Below are 16,184 nucleotides of genomic sequence, written 5' to 3' on the forward strand. Positions count from 1 at the left end.
ATTTCACCTCTTTATATAGTCCAGCATGGATAGACATTCTTCGGTCAGCTCTTCCCCGTCAATAATGAGGTCTCCCAGACTGTCCATTGCCAGCTCATTAATCTCATCGTAGAGCAGCTCTGCCATCGTTCCTGCTCCTGCAGCCAGCCGATGCACCTTCGCAGGACCGTCCTCTTCTGCCAGGGCCAGCACGACCTCCCGTTGCAGCAGAGTCAGCTCCGAAGCGAACAATGTCCAGCGGTCCGCTTCCCTATCTGAGGCTAGCGGCTGAGAATCGGCAAGCTTCTGTCCGGCAGACAGGGAATCACCCGGAAGCTGTTGCCGTGTCCCTTCTATCGGCTCAATACCGAGCATCCGTTCCGCTTGCTCATCAGCTCTTTGATGGGTTTCTGAATTACTTTCCGCACGCATTGACCCGGTTCTTTCAGCCGCCTCTGCATCACTTTTCACATCTGCTGATCCGTCTCTTGCATCCGCATTCGCATCGCTTTCCTCGCCCGCTGATTCAGCTCTCCCAAACGCATCCACAGCATTTCCGATACCAGCCAATCCGGCTCCTCCATGTGCTCCTTCAGACTCAATTATCCATTCCGCGTCATCCTCATGACCCGGCTCCCCGGTGTCTTCCACCGTAAGCAAGGAACGCACCACCTCGGAGTCGCTTGCCAACTGCTCCAGCTTCTGCTGGTCAATGACCACTGCCGGCCCCTTCTCTTCCTGCTCCGCCTTGCGGAATTCACGCTCCAGGAACCGGGTGACGAGATCATCCATATCAGCATCAACCCGGACATCCTTCAGTCTTCCCCGGTATCCCATCAGCGCCCGCAGCTTATTCTCGGACAGCCGGAACAGCCGGGTAATCAGGCTGCGCAGCGGCGGGGACTTGCTGACCCGAATAACAGGCACAAGAACAGAATAGCCATACAGGGAGATATCGTATACCGCGCTGCGGAACAAATAACGCTCACGGACGACAGGAGGGGCGGGCGGGAACATCGTGATTAGATTCGAGCCATGCTTCCGGGCGACATAAGCATCAATTAGGGCTACAACCTGGGGAATATAACGATCCGCAGCGATTTTACCCTCGCCGGTATAGAATTTGGACTTGCTGATATCATAGTCCGACATCACACTCAGTACCTCGATCCTAAGCTGCTCCGGGGCAGCCGACAGGCAGCGGACCAATTCAAGCTCAGCCAGATCCCCGGCCAGTCCGCGCGAACGGGCCACAATCTCCGAGAGGGGGATATCCAGCTTATGGACAAAAGAGAAATCCGCAATCCACCCGCCAAGGTACTGATCCAGACGTTTGTAACTATCACGGTAGGCCTCCCACAGCAGACTGAGCTGACGGCAGCCCTCCTGAGGCTCGTCCCAGCCCACACCGTTAATCAGCTCATAGATATGCAGGAAGATATATGAGAGATCGGTCTTCGGGTATCTCCCCTGCCGGACTTCATCCCGCCAAAAGAAATACCATCTGCTCTGCGCGCCGGTCATATGCCCGTAGGTGGGCCAATAGCTTTTGAACGGGACGAACAGCGCCGCAGGCTCCTTATGCTCTACAAGCTCACGTGCACGCTGGACGAACTCGCTCTCTGTAGTGGTTACCGGCTCCACACTCTCTTCCATATCCCAGAGCTTAAGCTGGACTGTATCGTAACCGGACGTTGTCTTCTTAACCGGCTCTGACTTAGGCTTCCGGCTGCCTTCATCTACAGTACCGCGCGGCGGAATCGCCACATTCTGCTCCGTACTCTCCCAGACCAGCTCCGAGAAATGCAGCCCCTGCCTGTCTTTAGCCATGCTTCATCGCCCCACCCGTATGTCTTGGTAATTCTCACATTATATCATATAGCCTATGCAGCCGATGCAGTTGCACAGCAGGAATACGCCCACCCTCCAGCATCCCGCCATAAATCAATAAAAAGACCTTGAGAGACTGACTCCTCAAGATCTTGGATGAGAGCGTCTGTCACCGCACCGCAACTTGATGTTACCTGCCGGGCAATGAGAACGTTCGTTTGTGTCTCCATAAGAATATACTATACTCACCCTGCGGGCTGCAATAGCCCCCCCACCCTCACCCCTTCAAATAATCACTCGGGCTGCGCCCGGTAATCATCTTGAACACCTGACTGAAATAGGCGGGGTTGTTGAAGCCGACCATCTCACTGATCTCATACACCATATGCTGGCCGGATTGCAGGAATTCGATGGCCCGGTCCACCCGGTACTGGTTCAGGTAGCTGACGAAATTCTCACCGCTGATCCGTTTGAACAGCTGGCTTAGATATTTCGGATGCACATGCAGCTCCTGTGCGAGGCCCATGAAGCTGATCTCCTGGGTATAGTGGGCTTCCACATAGCTTTTGACGCTCTCTACCAGCCGGTTCTTCTTGACGTTCATCTCGGTAAAAGCTGCGGTCAGGAAGGCCGGGATCATCTGGCCCATCCACTCCGTCAAGCTTCTCCAGGTATAGTAGCCCGTCACCGCCTGCAGGAATTCGGACATGCTCATAGGGGGAGTACGGCCTGGGCAGCAGGCATTCCAATAGTACATCAGCGTAGTGAACAGCCCGACACACACCGTCTGTATGTCCTGAATATTATTTTGGTCATCCTGCCGGAGCCTGCCGAAGATGATCTCCCAGGTCTCCCATACTTTTGAGGAATCCCTGCACAGCAGCACCTCATTCCACTCTTGGAGCAGCCGGGAATAGTCCTCCAGGGTCCAGGGGTTGGTGCTTCCGCACGGCTCATAGGCATAGATAGGGCTGGTCTCCTGAAACTCCGCAGAAGCAAGCGCCTCCCTACTCTCCAGGTACGAATCGATCAGTTCATGGATAGCAGTCTTGACCGAACCGATGCCGGCATAGGCCTGAAGCTGAATGTAATTTCGGATCTTATCCATCGTCTCCTGAACCACTTCCTTCAGAACGGGGATCGGCTCCCCCGCCTCACGGTCCAACAGCAGCACCACCAGCAGATCGTCGGAATAATCGAGCACATGACCCTGCACAGAGGGATGTCCGGCAAGCTTGTTCTGCAGCGTCTCACGGCAAATATTACCGGCTCCGAAGCGCAGCAGCTGCCATTCGCGCTCCTTCAGCTTATGCAGCGGCGATGGGCGGTTAAGCTGGATACTGGCCGCCGCCAGTCGCTGCGGACGGGTAATCTGCAGATATCCAAGCCGTTCCTCGGAGCATTCCTCCGCGCTGTAGCGGGTGGATAGCAGCTCCATAAGCAGGCGTTCCCGCAGAAAAGGAAGCGTGCGGCCGATTTCCTGCTGATAGCGCTCCTCCAGCCGCTTCTTCTGCTCTCCGGCATCCAGATCCAGCAGCACCGCGCGGAGCACAGCTTCGATCTCGTCTACCCGGGCCGGCTTCAGCAGGAAATGGCTGACGCCCCAGCGCATCGCCTGCCGGGCATTCTCGAATTCCTCGTAGCCGCTCAGGATAATAACCGGCAGCTCCGGTGCCAGCTCCCTTAGCGCCTCTGTAAGCTCCAGCCCGCCCATGCCCGGCATATAGACATCGGTCATTACCAGATCGGGAGAGAGCCTGCGGAACAGCTTCAGCGCTTCATGGCCGTTGACCGCTGTTCCAGCCAGGGTCAGGCCCAGCTGCTCCCAGCCCACATGTCTCGTAAGGGCTTTAAGAATATGCGGGTCGTCATCCACCAGCAGAATTGAGCGGCTCATAGCTGATCGCGCAGCAGCCGCTCCAGCTGCTCCTCCGTCTCAATGACTGGCAGCGTAATCATAGCCGCAACCCCTCTCTCCGGCCGGTTGGCCAAGTATAATCCGTACGGTTCTCCGCAGTACAGCTGAATCCGGCTCATCACATTCCGGGTGCCGATGCCGCTCACCTGCTCCATCGACCAGCCTTCCGCCAAGCCCCGGCCGTTATCCAGCAGCGTGATTTGCAGGTAAGGCTGGCTTCCCGGCGTTTTGACCTCCCTGACCTCCAGGTGAATTTGCAAAGGGACGGAGCCAGGCTCCCGGCTGCCATGAATAATTGAATTCTCAATCAGCGGCTGGAGAATGACCTTCGGAATGAAATAACTCCGCACCGCCGGGTCCGCAATGGACTCCGTATACTCGATGGCAATCGGCAGCCGTTCCTGCTGGATGCTCACATAACACCGCGCATGCTCCAGCTCGTCGCGCAGACGAATGAGCATTCTGCCGCCGCTCAGGCCGATGCGCAGCATTTTCCCAAGCTGGGTGATCATGTAGCTGATATCCTGGGCGTCGTAATCCATCGCCTTCCAATGAATCATATCGAGCGTGTTGTACAGAAAATGTGGCTTAATCTGGGCCTCCAGCAGCCCTGCCTGCGCCTCCCGCTTCGCGGCGCTCGCTTCCCGCTCACTCTGCACCAGCTCCTGCAGCCGGTTCACCATGTGGTTGAAGCCGTAAGACATCTGCGTGTATTCCTCCGTCAGCGACTCACTCATACTGGCCCGGAAATCTCCGCGCTCCAGCTTCCGCATCTCCTGAATCAGCCTGCGCACTGGACGGATCATATTACGGATGAAGAAGTACGCCAGCAGCGCCGACAAGAGCAGACAGAGCAAGCCGATCCCGATCACCTGCCTGTCCGCCTTACGAACCTCCTGCAGCAGCTCACGCGTGGGGATGACCTGGACCAGCCGCCAGGAAATGGTGCTCGGTCTGGAGAACAGGACGAGATAGGACTGCCCGTCTTTTTTCAGCAGCTCATAGCCTTCATTGCCTTCATACGTATGCTGGTAGAGCCAGTCTGCCTCCAGTACAGCCTTACCGGCAGAGCCGCTCTCCTTGTTCACCAGCAGCAGAAGATTACCGCTTGTATCCACCAGATGAATCTGGCCGTCCAGCACAGCCGGAATATCCTTGAACTGCTTCAGGATATCGTCTGCAGACAGCCGGATATAGAGGTAGCCGATCGTTTTGCCTTCATTTCCGAACAGATGCTGGATATGGCCGATCAGATAAGGCTCGTCTTCGCCGCCGCTGCCCTCCAGGGGAACCCAGAGCGAATCCGCCTGCTTCAGCTGGGGATACCAGCTCTCGTTCCTAATCGAAGAGACCGGAAAGACAAGGTCCGTGGAGCTTTGCGGCACCCCGCTGAACAAATCACTGTAAATCTCAATCGAGCTTACCCCTTCGTTCAGCACCAGCGAATGCTGGAGAATCTCCGTAATCTCCCGCCTCCTGGAGATCATCTGATACTTGGAGCCAGGCGTAGTCTCCAGCCCCTCAATAACGTTCTTGTTCGCGGCAATAGAGTAGGCGGTGCCTGACACATTGGTCATGAAGTCGAAGCCGCGCTTCGTGCTCTCATTCAGCAGGGCAAGCCTGGTGGTGCTGATCTCGCTGAAGGTTACGTCCGAGAAGGTCCGGTACGCCAGCAGGACTATGAACCCGAGAAAGATCAGATTGAACGTAATAATACTGGCCGCCATCAGCGTGGAGAGCTTGCTCCGCCTGATCCGCAGCAGCCAGGTGCCGAGCATTCTTTTTTGCATCTGCCCCATCCCTATGCTTTTCCCAAGATTCTATCCTTTCAGGCCGGATGTCGCAATTCCTTCCACGAAATACTTTTGCAGCGTGATGAAGAGAATGAAGCACGGCACCAGCGACAGCACCGACATGGCGAACATCGGTCCCCAATCCGACTGCGAGCTGGAGTCCAGGAACAGCCGCAGCCCGAGCGGTACGGTGTATTTCCCGATGTCGCTAAGGAAGATGAGCTGGCTGAAGAAATCATCCCAGGTCCACATAAAGGTGAAAATCATCGTCGTGATCAGCGCAGGCAGCGCCAGCGGAATAATAATCCGGCTGAAGATTTGCACCGGGCCGCAGCCGTCAATCGTTGCCGCTTCGTCCAGCTCCTTCGGCAAGCCGCGGATGAACTGTACCGTCAGGAAGATAAAGAAGCCGTCCGTCGCCATCCACTTGGGCAGAATAAGCGGCGCGAAGGTGTTCACCCATCCCAGGCTGTTAAAGAGAATATAACGCGGGATAAGGGTCACATGCAGCGGCAGCATAATCGTCATCAGCATCAGCGCGAAGCCCAGTGCCTTGAACCGGAAATTCAGCCGCGCGAACGCATAAGCCGCCATGGAGCAGGTGATCACATTACCGAGCACGGCCCCCAGAGAGACCAGAGCCGAGTTTTGCAGGAACCGGGCGAAGGAGCTGCCCTGGAAGCCGAACCAGCCGCTTACATAATTATGGAAATTCCACTGCCGGGGCCAGAACCAGATTTCCGAGAAAATCATATTCGCCGGCTTGAACGAGCTGCCTACCAGCCACAGCACCGGGTACAGCATGACAAAGGCGATCAGACAGATGATGAAGTGCTTGAGCCATATGGCACTTTTCGACGCGCTGCCTGTATCCATAGCTTTATTTCCCCCCATCTTCATAATGCACCCACAGCTTGCTGCTGCCGAATAGCAGGAGTGTGAATATCCCGATCAGCAGCACCAGTACCCAGGCCATCGCCGAGGCATAGCCCATCTGGAAAAAGGAGAAGCCCTTCTTGTACAGGTACAGCGAATACATCAGGGTGGAATTCACCGGTCCCCCGCTGCCGTTACTGATAATGAATGCTTGGGTGAACGACTGGAAGGCGGTGATCGTCTGCATGATGACATTGAAAAAGATAACTGGAGACAGCACCGGCAGCGTAATATGCAGGAATTGCCCCACCTTGCCCGCACCGTCCACCGAAGAGGCGTCATAATATTCCGGCGGCACCTGCTTCAGCCCGGACAGGAATATGATCATCGACGAGCCGAATTGCCATACCGACAGCAGGATCAGCGAATACAGCGAGTATTTGGGATTCGATACCCAGTCAGGTGCCTGTATCCCCACCATGGCCAGCAGCTGATTAAGCAGCCCGTCGCCGCCGAGCATCTTGCGCCACAGCATCGCAATAGCGACACTGCCTCCAAGCAGCGTAGGGATGTAGTAGACCGTCCGATAGATGCTGAGGCCCCGTATTCCTTTGTTAAGAAGCAGAGCGACCGCCAGGGCAAACATCAGCTTCAGCGGCACCGATACGAATACGAAGATAAACGTCACCTTAAGCGATTGGATAAATAACGGATCTGCAGTGAGCATCGTTGTGAAATTATCCAGTCCGATCCATCTGGAGCTCTCCAGAATACTGTAATCTGTAAAAGAAAAATAGAGTGAGGCCGCCATCGGCCCCAGGGTCAGGCACACCAGCCCCAGCAGCCAGGGCGACAGGAACAGGAGGGCAATCCCGTTCTGATTGTAGCGCAGCTTTGTTTTACGCCGCTTCATGCCTGCTGGTCTATCTACTGTCATCAGATCTGCACTCAATGGCTCTCTCGCTCCTCTGTATTTATTTGGCCTTGTCCAGTATGGCGTTAGCACCGGAGATGAACTGCTCGCTTACCTGCGGAATGCCGGCCTGACCGAAGGAGATCTGCTCGCTGGCGCTCTTGAAGTTCTTATCAATCTCCGAGAAGCCCTGCGGGTAAGGCGGGTCAATATCACTGGAATGCTTGGAGACCACATCGATAAAATCAAAGATTAACTGCTCCTCGGCGGTAAGCGACGGCTTCAGCTGCTCCCGCACTGCGGAATTGACCGGCACTCCCCGTTCAGCCCCCAGAATAGCGGTGCCTTCCGGGTCATTGACCATGAAGTCAATTAGCTTCGCTACCTCCTTGGGATACTTGGTCTTGGCATTCCCGGAGATGAACTGGCCGGGCTTCAGATATTCGCCGATTTTCTGCTCCCCTTCCATATGCGGAATCACCTGCATCTTCAGCTTCTGGCTCTGATCCTTCAGCACATTCTGATAGGTAATCAGCTGGTTGGACCAGGCAAAATCAAGGGCAGACTGGCCAACGGACAGCGGCCGGGTCTCCAGAGCATTCGTCATCGCGGCAGTTACCTCTGCCGTTGTAGCGCCGCCGCTGTCCCGCAGCCCCTGCCAGTAATTGAACCATTCATCGATGACCTCCCGGGAGACACCCAGCTTGTTCCCGGCGAACAGGCCGCTCCCGTTCTGGCGCACGAATACCTCGAAGATGTTCGTAGTGCCCGAAATATCCGGCGTCCCATAGTAGCCGTCGCCCTTCTTCTTAGCAATTGCATTCGCCATCTCCGCAAAATCCTTCCACGTCCATGACTCCTGCGGCTCCGCAATTCCCAGCTCCTGAAGCACGGAAGCATTATAGACCACGCCGGGAGCGTTCACTCCAAGCGTGACGGCGTACAATTTGCCGTCAATACTTCCTGCCGAGAGCATGCTGCTGTCATGGTCCTCCGTCCGCAGCGACCCATCCTGGGTATAAGGCGTCAGGTCAAGCAAGGTGCCGCGCTTGGCGTAATCGGACAGGAACGCATAGTCCATCTGAATGATATCCGGAGCATTCGAGCCTGCTACCTGGGTAGACAGCTTATCGAAATAACCGTCCCAGCCGGAATATTCCGGCTTAATCTTGATGCCCGGATTCTTCTCCTCGAAGCGCTTGATCATCTTGGTGGTCAGATCGTGGCGTGTCTGTGAGCCCCACCAGGTCATGCGCAGCTCGATTGCAGGTGCCGAACCCTCTGTCTTGGAAGAAGCCTTGGCCCCGTCTGTTGAATTCGCACCGCTGGATGAGCATCCAGCCGTAGTCATTAGCAATATGGAGCTTAGAAGCAGTACAAGTCCTTTGTTCCCCTTGATTGTCATCTGTTGCCTCCTCAAATTTGTGAAGTAAGCGGTTACATAAATGATTATACGGAACGCCCTGCATAGGGTAAATCCAGAAAAGTAAGGGGTTATATCAAATAAGTAAGACAAAAGCCAGCCGGAATCTCCCGGCTGGCCTGTTAGTCCTGTTAAGTTCTGCTAAGTATGAATCTATTCCATCAGCAGTCTACTCTAGCTCCAGTCCCTTCGTTTCTTTCCCCAGGAACAGCACCGCCAGGGCGCCGATTACAATCGTAACGAAGAAGATCATGAAGATGGAGCCGATCCCGACCGCCTTGCCGACCATCAGGCCAACCAATGTTGGGGCAATAATGCCGCCAATCCGTCCAAAGGAGGTGGCGAGTCCCACACCTGTGGAACGGATCTTAGTCGGATACAGCTCAGGCGTATACGCGTACATCCCGCCCCAGGCTCCCAGGTTGAAGAACGACAGGCAGATCCCGGCAGCCATCAGCATGCCCTCGGTCGTTGAATTCCCGAACCAGGCAGCACTGACGGCTGTCAGCAGCAGATAGATGACCATTACGAACTTGCGGCCGTATTTCTCGATGAAATAGGCGGCGGTGAAGTATCCCGGCAATTGGGCGAGAGTCATGATCAGCACATACTCGAAGCTTTTGACCAGACTGAAGCCCTTCAGTACCATCACCGTCGGCAGCCACAGGAACATTCCATAATAAGAGAAGACCACGGTGAACCACAGAATCCACAGCATGATGGTCGAACGGCGGTGCTCTGCCGACCAGACTGCCGCCACACGCTTACGCAGGGGCACTGGAGGAGCCTTCTTGATCTCCGCGAACTTCGGGGAGTCATCAATCGCCTTGCGCAGATAGAGCGCGTATAGCGCCGGTACCGCGCCAATGGCGAAGGCAATCCGCCAGCCGTAATCCGGAATGACGAAATAAGCGATCAGCGCCGACAGAATCCAGCCTAACGCCCAGAAGCTCTCGAGCAGCACAACAGCACGGCCTCTTTCCTTAACCGGCATGCTCTCGGATACCAGCGTAGAAGCCACCGGCAGCTCTCCGCCCAGCCCGAAGCCGGCAATGAAGCGCAGCACACACAGCACGGCATAACCTGCGGCGAAGGCCGACAGTCCGCTTGCAATCGAGAAGATCAGCAGCGTCCAGAGCAGCACCGATTTGCGGCCGAAGCGGTCCGCCAGAATTCCGGCGGCAGCTGCACCGACCGCCATCCCCACCGAGTTAATGCTGGTTAAATAGCCGATCTTTTCCGGTCCCAGCGACCATTCCTTGGCTAGTGCAGCCACGACGAACGAGATCATCCCTACATCCATCGCGTCGAACATCCAGCTTAGACCTGCACTGAAGAGCAGCTTCCGCTGCTTCGGATTCTGCAGCAGCGACATTTGATTCCACATGACTTAAGGCCCCTCTCCCCTGATTCCCGCTAATCCAATAGTTCCTGACTAGTATCACTTACACATTCTAGAAGCGGATGATTCAAAAATCAAGGAATAACACGGCATTGAAATATTGCCGGGCCATCGCCTGAAAATAACAGGTCTGCACCGAAATCGCAGCGATCAGCAGCATATTCTGCACCGCATCCCGCTGCCCTCTGCTCAGGTGGCTGAGCCGCTTCATCATTTTGTCCATGGCCGACTTGATTGCGCTGTCCGATTTCCACAGGTATTCCTTGGGATTTCCGGTCAGAGCCTGCCCCTCAGCCGGCACCGGGGAACGGGTCTTGATCTCCTCGAACAGCTCAGCATACCCGTGATACAGCTGTGCCGGCTCTACCAGATCATCGTCATCGCGATCAGGCGCCAGGAACAGCATACGAAAGAGCTGCCTGATGCTCTCGAAATCAAGCGCCGCCTTCAGATCATCTATTATAAATAGAATGGCCGCCTGATTAATGGAGTACTTCTTCCCTTCACGCGGGGACCCGAGATATTCCTTGAAATCGCGCTTCACCCAATTCTGCATAGCAGAGACGGATAAAGTGGAATACTCAATCAGACCGCCAAGCGAAGCAATTTCACCCAGGGACAGCCCTTTGACGCCGCCGCCTTTGATCAGCTTTTGCAGAATCGGGGGGATATCCGTAGACAGAAAAGCGGGCAGACTTGTCCCCTCCCGCACCTCGTCGCGGTGGAACTTGGTCCAGGCTTCCTGCAGAATATGGAGCGGCTTCCGCTCCGAGTTGGGCCCTAGAGACAGTAATAGTCCGGACATCTCTATCCGGCTAAGTGTAAAAGCTTCCATAGCTGGCAACCCTCCACCATTTGATATTTCACTGAAAAGTTCGTACAATAGGTTCATATGAACTCATAATATGAGTATAACCTATTTTAGGGACGAAAGGGATGGTAAAGATTATATGGGTATAGGACTTAGTTTGACGCTCGTGGCAATTTTGATTATTTTAACCGCATTTTTTGTAGCGACGGAGTTTGCAGTAGTGAGATTACGGGGCAGCCAGGTCAGCCAAATGGTGCTGGACGGCAAGAAGAACGCACTGGCAGTACAGCGGGTAGCCGCTAACCTGGACGGATATCTGTCCGCCTGTCAGCTCGGTATCACGATTACTGCACTCGGGATCGGGGCATTGGCAGAGCCTGCCTTTGAGCAGCTGCTCATTCCACTGTTTGATCTGGCTGGTGTGAGTCACAACGTTAGTAAGCCCATTGCTTTTGCTTTGGCCTTCATTATCGCCACCTTCCTCCACGTCGTGGTCGGAGAGCTTGCACCGAAGACCGCCGCTATTAATATTCCGGAGAAAATTGGTCAGATTACCGCACCGCTGATTATTTGGTTCTACAGAATATTGTACCCTTTGATTTGGTTCATGAACGGTTCCGCCAACCTGCTCGTCCGTATGTTCGGCATGAAGCCTGCCAGTGAACACGGCGACGCGCACAGTGAAGACGAGATTCGCCTGATCTTGTCCGAGAGCTATGAGAGCGGCAAAATCAACAAAGCGGAATATGGTTATGTTAACCGGATTTTCACCTTTGATGAGATGCTCGCCAAGGAAATTATGGTTCCCCGGACAGATATGGTATGCCTGTTCACCGATCATTCGCTGCAGGAGAATTTTGAAATTATCCGCAAGGAGCAGTATACCCGCTTCCCTGTAGCTGACGGCAGCAAAGATAATATCATTGGCATGATTAATACCAAGCAGCTCTACCTGCAATACGACAATAATCCTGATTTCGATTTCAAAAGCCTGATCCTGCCTCTGGTGACAGTATCGGAGGTTACGCCAGTAAAGACCCTCCTGACCCGTATGCAGAAGGAGCGTGTGCATATCGCCCTGCTGCTGGATGAATACGGCGGCACCTCCGGTCTGATTACGATTGAGGATATTCTGGAGGAGATCGTCGGTGAGATCCGCGATGAGTTCGACGAGGATGAGCGCAGAAATGTGGAGAAGCTGAGCGACACTCATTATCTGTTCGACGGCAATGTCTCCCTGCTGGAGGTCAAGGATCTTACCGGACTTGATTTCCATGATGAAGAAGTCACCACAATCGGCGGATGGCTGTACAGCCATATGGAAGAGCCGGCTGTCGGCAAAAGCCTCACCTACGAGCATGTCATCCTGACGGCCCGCGAGATGAACCGCCACCGTATCCGCAAGGTGGAGATCCTGATCGATCTTCCGGTCACCGAAGAATCAGATGCACACCACGAGTAAGTCTTATAGATATGCTGTAAAGGAAAAGGCGCTTCCCGTGAGTTATCGGGGAGCGCCTTTGCTCTTATTTAGGAAATCATAGTTTCTTTCTTTTGTGGATAAGGGAGGCACAGAGATCGGGGGCGCCACGTAAGCCGAATATAATCGAAAAACCGATTACATTTGGATCGGGGGCGCCGCGTAAGCCGAATGTAATCGAAAAACCGATTACATTTGGATCGGGGGCGCCGCGTAAGCCGAATGTAATCGAAAAACCGATTACATTTGGACCGGGGGCGCCACGTAGGCCGAATGTAATCGAAAAACCGATTACATTTGGATCGGGGGCGCCACGTAGGCCGAATGTAATCGAAAAACCGATTACATTTGGATCGGGGGCGCCACGTAGGCCGAATGTAATCGAAAAACCGATTACATTTGGACCGGGGGCGCCACGTAGGCCAAATGTAATCGAAAAACCGATTACATTTGGATCGGGGGCGCCACGTGGCCGAATGTAATCGAAAAACCGATTACATTTGGATCGGGGGGCGCCACGTAGGCCGAATGTAATCGAAAAACCGATTACATTAAGCAAATGAGGGGTACTCCTGCCCCTGAATTCACCGGATGCCTCTTGAAGTGGGCGGATGGGGAAGGACGGTCTGACCAGATGAGTTGTGTGGACCGCATAACTTCTTACATCATTCACCCGCAATTCACCCACAGGGTGATTTTGTTCGTGTAGGCTATCTATCCATATAGTTAATGCAATTAATTATAGATCTTACCCATATAATATTCGTCCACCCATTGTCCATCCACCAGCAGCGACTTTCTCTTCAAGCCCTCAATTTCAAAGCCCTGCTTCTTATACAGCGCAACCGCCTGTTCATTATGCTGCATCACGGTAAGCTCCAGTCGCATGATGCCGCTGCGTTTGACCCACAATTCCATCTCACGGAATAATCCGCTGCCGATTCCCATGCCCTGATAAGCCTTAAGAATGCCTATAACAATATAGGCACTGTGTTTGTTGCGGCTGAAGGTTCCGCCTTCGACAGAGAGATATCCTGCAAGCTCACCGTCTGCTTCGGCACCGATCAAGAGTGAGGTTTCCGCCTTAGTGTAGTCTGCAATTCTCTCCTCCACCTGAGGAATACCCGTCCGTCTCTCCCCTGGAGCAAACATCATGTAGGAGGTCTCCTGATCCAGCCTGTGTTGCAGGCACAAGAGCGCAGCGGCATCTTTCGGGATGAGCTCCCTTAGGGTTACGTTCATTTCCGTTCAGTTCCTCCTGTAGGTTGAAGCGATATGTATTTTTTGAAAAGCTTGCTTCCCTCTCCGTCGTACCCCAGACGCTCATAGAACCGGTGAGCATCCTTACGGATGCTCTTGCTTGACAGCATCACCTTAAGTGCACCTCTGGCTGCGGCAGCCTCTTCTGCGAACCGCAGCATGGAGGCTCCTATTCCCTTGCCTCGCAGCTCCTCGATGATGACAAAACGCTCTATCACTGCGAACGGACGGTCACCGCTAAGCGCATCCATACACAGATGCAGATGAACCGTACCGGCAACTTCCCCGCCCTCTACATAGACAAACAGCAGACTATCCGGATTATCGGCAATTTGACTTATTCTTTGGGGGGACACATGAATATCGCTGGAATCCGGCAGCAGAATCCGGTATAAGCCCTCTATGCCGGCAGCGTCCTCCGCCCGTGCTTCTCTTATCATCTATAATCCTCCTCTTGTACAATAATTAATGAGATTAACCTTTATAATTAATCTCATTAATTAACTGATATAACGGCAGAGCATTAACACGTTTCCGTCCGGGTCCTTGAAGTTAAACCAATGGTCATTCTCTATATCGGTAAGGATCTCAGCTCCGCTGGCTTTGACATAATCATAGGCGGCATCAATATCGTCGGTAAGCAGATGGAAGGACGGCACCTTCAGCACGGCTTCGGCTGTGAATATTTTGCTGTCCAGCACAATCCCCGGCCCCTGCATCGGCACCTCATACAGATGCCCGAATAATACTTCGCCTTCAAGCGGCAGTCCGAGCAGACTGCAATACCAGTTCTTGGACCTTTCGATATCACTAACCGGGATGAAGACAGCACCAATCTGATTGCGTATCGGACTTGTCACAGCAGTATAGCCTCCTCATAGAGTGCAAGTTGTTGAATCCTACAGCCTTTAATGATTTCGATAAAATATGTCAATTTCCTGCCTGTTTAGGGATGAGAATATAAGTTATGCTATAATCTTGTCAGATCCTATCCCTATTGTCAGGAGAATGAACTTGGCTAACCTTTTCTTTGGGCATTTGAAGCTAACGCCGCCCAAAATACTATCGCTCGGCTTCGTGCTGCTTATCGCTGCCGGAACCCTGCTGCTGTCCCTGCCTGCCGCTTCTACGGGCGGAAGAATCTCGTTCATTGATGCGCTGTTCATGGCGACCTCTGCGACCTGTGTAACCGGACTTGCCGTCATAGATACGGGTACGCAGCTTTCGACCTTTGGACAGATCGTGCTGCTGGTGCTGTTCCAGTTCGGCGGTCTTGGATTCGTAACGATGGCTACGCTGATTACGCTGGTCCTGAACAAACGAATCTCATTGAAGGAACGCCTCTTGCTGCAGGAATCCATGAACCAGAATTCCATGCAGGGGATCGTGAAGCTGATCCGCCGGGTTCTGATCTATTCTCTGGTGATTCAATTGACCGGTGCCATTCTGCTGGCTGCCCGATTTGTAGTAGATATGCCGATAGGCAAAGCAGCTTATTATGGACTATTCCATAGCATCTCCATCTTCAACAACGCGGGCTTCGATTTGTTCGGCGATATTCACGGGCCGTTCAGCGGCTTAACCCGGTATGTAGAAGATCCTGTTGTGAATATTACCTCCATGCTGCTGATCTTCCTTGGCGGAATTGGCTTCATCGTCTTATCCGATGTGATCGACTATCCCAAGCGCAAGCGGCTGATGCTGCACTCGAAGGTCGTGCTGGCGACTTCAGCCGTGCTGATTCTGGTCGGAGCCATTGTCTTCTTCTGGCTGGAGCTGAACGCTACACTGAAGCCGCTGCATGCCGGAGGCAAGATTATGGCCTCCTTCCTGCAAGCTATTACGCCCCGCTCCGGCGGGGTGACCACCATTGAGATTCCGCTGCTGCGGGAATCTACCCAATTCCTGATGATTCTGCTGATGTTCATCGGGGCGGCTCCCGGCTCTACGGGCGGCGGAATCAAGATTACCACCTTTGCCATTCTGGCCAGTACCGCCTACGCCAAGCTGCGGGGCAAAGAGGATATCGTCATGTTCCGCCACCGGATCTCGAAGGAGAATGTCTACAGAGCCATAACCATGACATTACTATCACTAATGCTGGTGGTTATCTCCACCATGCTGCTGTCCGTAACGGAGAGCGCCGATTTCCTGAGTGTATTGTTCGAGGCGGTGTCCGCCTTCGGTACCTCAGGCATCACCATGGGACTTACCACAGAGCTGACCACGATCGGCAAGGTGCTGGTGATCATTCTTATGTTCGTCGGCCGGACCGGACCGCTTACCCTGGCCTATGCCCTCAAGCCTAAGAACAGCAAGGAGTTATACCGTTACCCGGAAGGCAATATCACCATCGGTTAAGGGCCGGCGACTATTAAGAACAAACGGGTGAATGAGATTACCTGCGCGCCAGCAAATGTATGCTGTTTTCCGCATACATTCGAGCCACACGCCTGCACGCCACTTATACGTAACAGAAGAAAATCATAATCTCCTCTA

Annotated in this window: 13 protein-coding genes; 2 read left to right on the forward strand and 11 right to left on the reverse strand. The window is 53.8% G+C overall.

The window, feature by feature from the left end:
- Positions 1 to 3 precede the first annotated feature (3 nt).
- The 8 genes from NYE26_RS15670 to NYE26_RS15705 all read right to left on the reverse strand — a co-directional run bounded on the left by NYE26_RS15670 (position 4) and on the right by NYE26_RS15705 (position 10,969).
- Positions 4 to 1,809, reverse strand: a complete 1,806-nt coding sequence (locus NYE26_RS15670; RefSeq protein ID WP_339257176.1) for a TerB N-terminal domain-containing protein — start codon at positions 1,807 to 1,809, stop codon at positions 4 to 6.
- Positions 1,810 to 2,086: 277 nt separating this feature from the next.
- Positions 2,087 to 3,706 (reverse strand): response regulator, encoded by a 1,620-nt coding sequence (locus NYE26_RS15675; protein WP_339257178.1) that lies wholly within the window; start codon positions 3,704 to 3,706, stop codon positions 2,087 to 2,089.
- Positions 3,703 to 5,517, reverse strand: coding sequence for a histidine kinase (locus NYE26_RS15680; RefSeq protein WP_339257180.1), 1,815 nt, complete (start codon positions 5,515 to 5,517; stop codon positions 3,703 to 3,705). Before NYE26_RS15680 ends, NYE26_RS15675 begins: the two co-directional genes overlap by 4 nt.
- 30 nt (positions 5,518 to 5,547) lie before the next feature.
- On the reverse strand, positions 5,548 to 6,396 hold the full coding sequence (locus NYE26_RS15685; protein ID WP_076086200.1) for a carbohydrate ABC transporter permease: 849 nt from the start codon (positions 6,394 to 6,396) through the stop codon (positions 5,548 to 5,550).
- A 4-nt stretch (positions 6,397 to 6,400) separates the two neighbouring features.
- A complete protein-coding gene (locus NYE26_RS15690) occupies positions 6,401 to 7,309 on the reverse strand; it encodes a sugar ABC transporter permease (RefSeq protein ID WP_339257505.1) in 909 nt (302 codons plus the stop codon).
- Positions 7,310 to 7,370: 61 nt separating this feature from the next.
- The gene (locus tag NYE26_RS15695) at positions 7,371 to 8,714 is read right to left on the reverse strand and encodes a sugar ABC transporter substrate-binding protein (protein ID WP_339257183.1); all 1,344 of its coding nucleotides are present in this window, start codon (positions 8,712 to 8,714) and stop codon (positions 7,371 to 7,373) included.
- 187 nt (positions 8,715 to 8,901) lie between these two features.
- On the reverse strand, positions 8,902 to 10,119 hold the full coding sequence (locus NYE26_RS15700; protein WP_339257185.1) for an MFS transporter: 1,218 nt from the start codon (positions 10,117 to 10,119) through the stop codon (positions 8,902 to 8,904).
- Positions 10,120 to 10,201: 82 nt separating this feature from the next.
- A complete protein-coding gene (locus tag NYE26_RS15705; RefSeq protein ID WP_339257187.1) occupies positions 10,202 to 10,969 on the reverse strand; it encodes a DUF1836 domain-containing protein in 768 nt (255 codons plus the stop codon).
- Positions 10,970 to 11,084: 115 nt separating this feature from the next.
- Between NYE26_RS15705 and NYE26_RS15710 the strand changes: the two genes are divergently transcribed.
- Positions 11,085 to 12,407: a hemolysin family protein gene (locus NYE26_RS15710; RefSeq protein ID WP_339257189.1), complete on the forward strand. Its 1,323-nt coding sequence runs from the start codon at positions 11,085 to 11,087 to the stop codon at positions 12,405 to 12,407.
- 753 nt (positions 12,408 to 13,160) lie between these two features.
- On the opposite strand, the gene NYE26_RS15715 is transcribed toward NYE26_RS15710, so the two are convergent.
- The 3 genes from NYE26_RS15715 to NYE26_RS15725 are packed head-to-tail and all read right to left on the reverse strand — an operon-like array spanning position 13,161 to position 14,545.
- Positions 13,161 to 13,667, reverse strand: coding sequence for a GNAT family N-acetyltransferase (locus NYE26_RS15715; protein ID WP_036726610.1), 507 nt, complete (start codon positions 13,665 to 13,667; stop codon positions 13,161 to 13,163).
- Positions 13,664 to 14,125 (reverse strand): GNAT family N-acetyltransferase, encoded by a 462-nt coding sequence (locus NYE26_RS15720; RefSeq protein WP_036726608.1) that lies wholly within the window; start codon positions 14,123 to 14,125, stop codon positions 13,664 to 13,666. Before NYE26_RS15720 ends, NYE26_RS15715 begins: the two co-directional genes overlap by 4 nt.
- Positions 14,126 to 14,185: 60 nt before the next feature.
- Positions 14,186 to 14,545 carry a VOC family protein gene (locus tag NYE26_RS15725; RefSeq protein ID WP_339257192.1) on the reverse strand — a complete coding sequence of 120 codons (360 nt, stop codon included), beginning with the start codon at positions 14,543 to 14,545 and terminating at the stop codon, positions 14,186 to 14,188.
- A gap of 148 nt (positions 14,546 to 14,693) precedes the next feature.
- On the opposite strand from NYE26_RS15725, the gene NYE26_RS15730 reads away from it, so the two are divergent.
- Positions 14,694 to 16,046, forward strand: a complete 1,353-nt coding sequence (locus tag NYE26_RS15730; RefSeq protein WP_339257194.1) for a TrkH family potassium uptake protein — start codon at positions 14,694 to 14,696, stop codon at positions 16,044 to 16,046.
- Positions 16,047 to 16,184 lie beyond the last annotated feature (138 nt).

The sequence above is a fragment of the Paenibacillus sp. FSL P2-0136 genome (assembly GCF_037975325.1).
GTDB lineage: Bacteria > Bacillota > Bacilli > Paenibacillales > Paenibacillaceae > Paenibacillus_AQ > Paenibacillus_AQ silagei.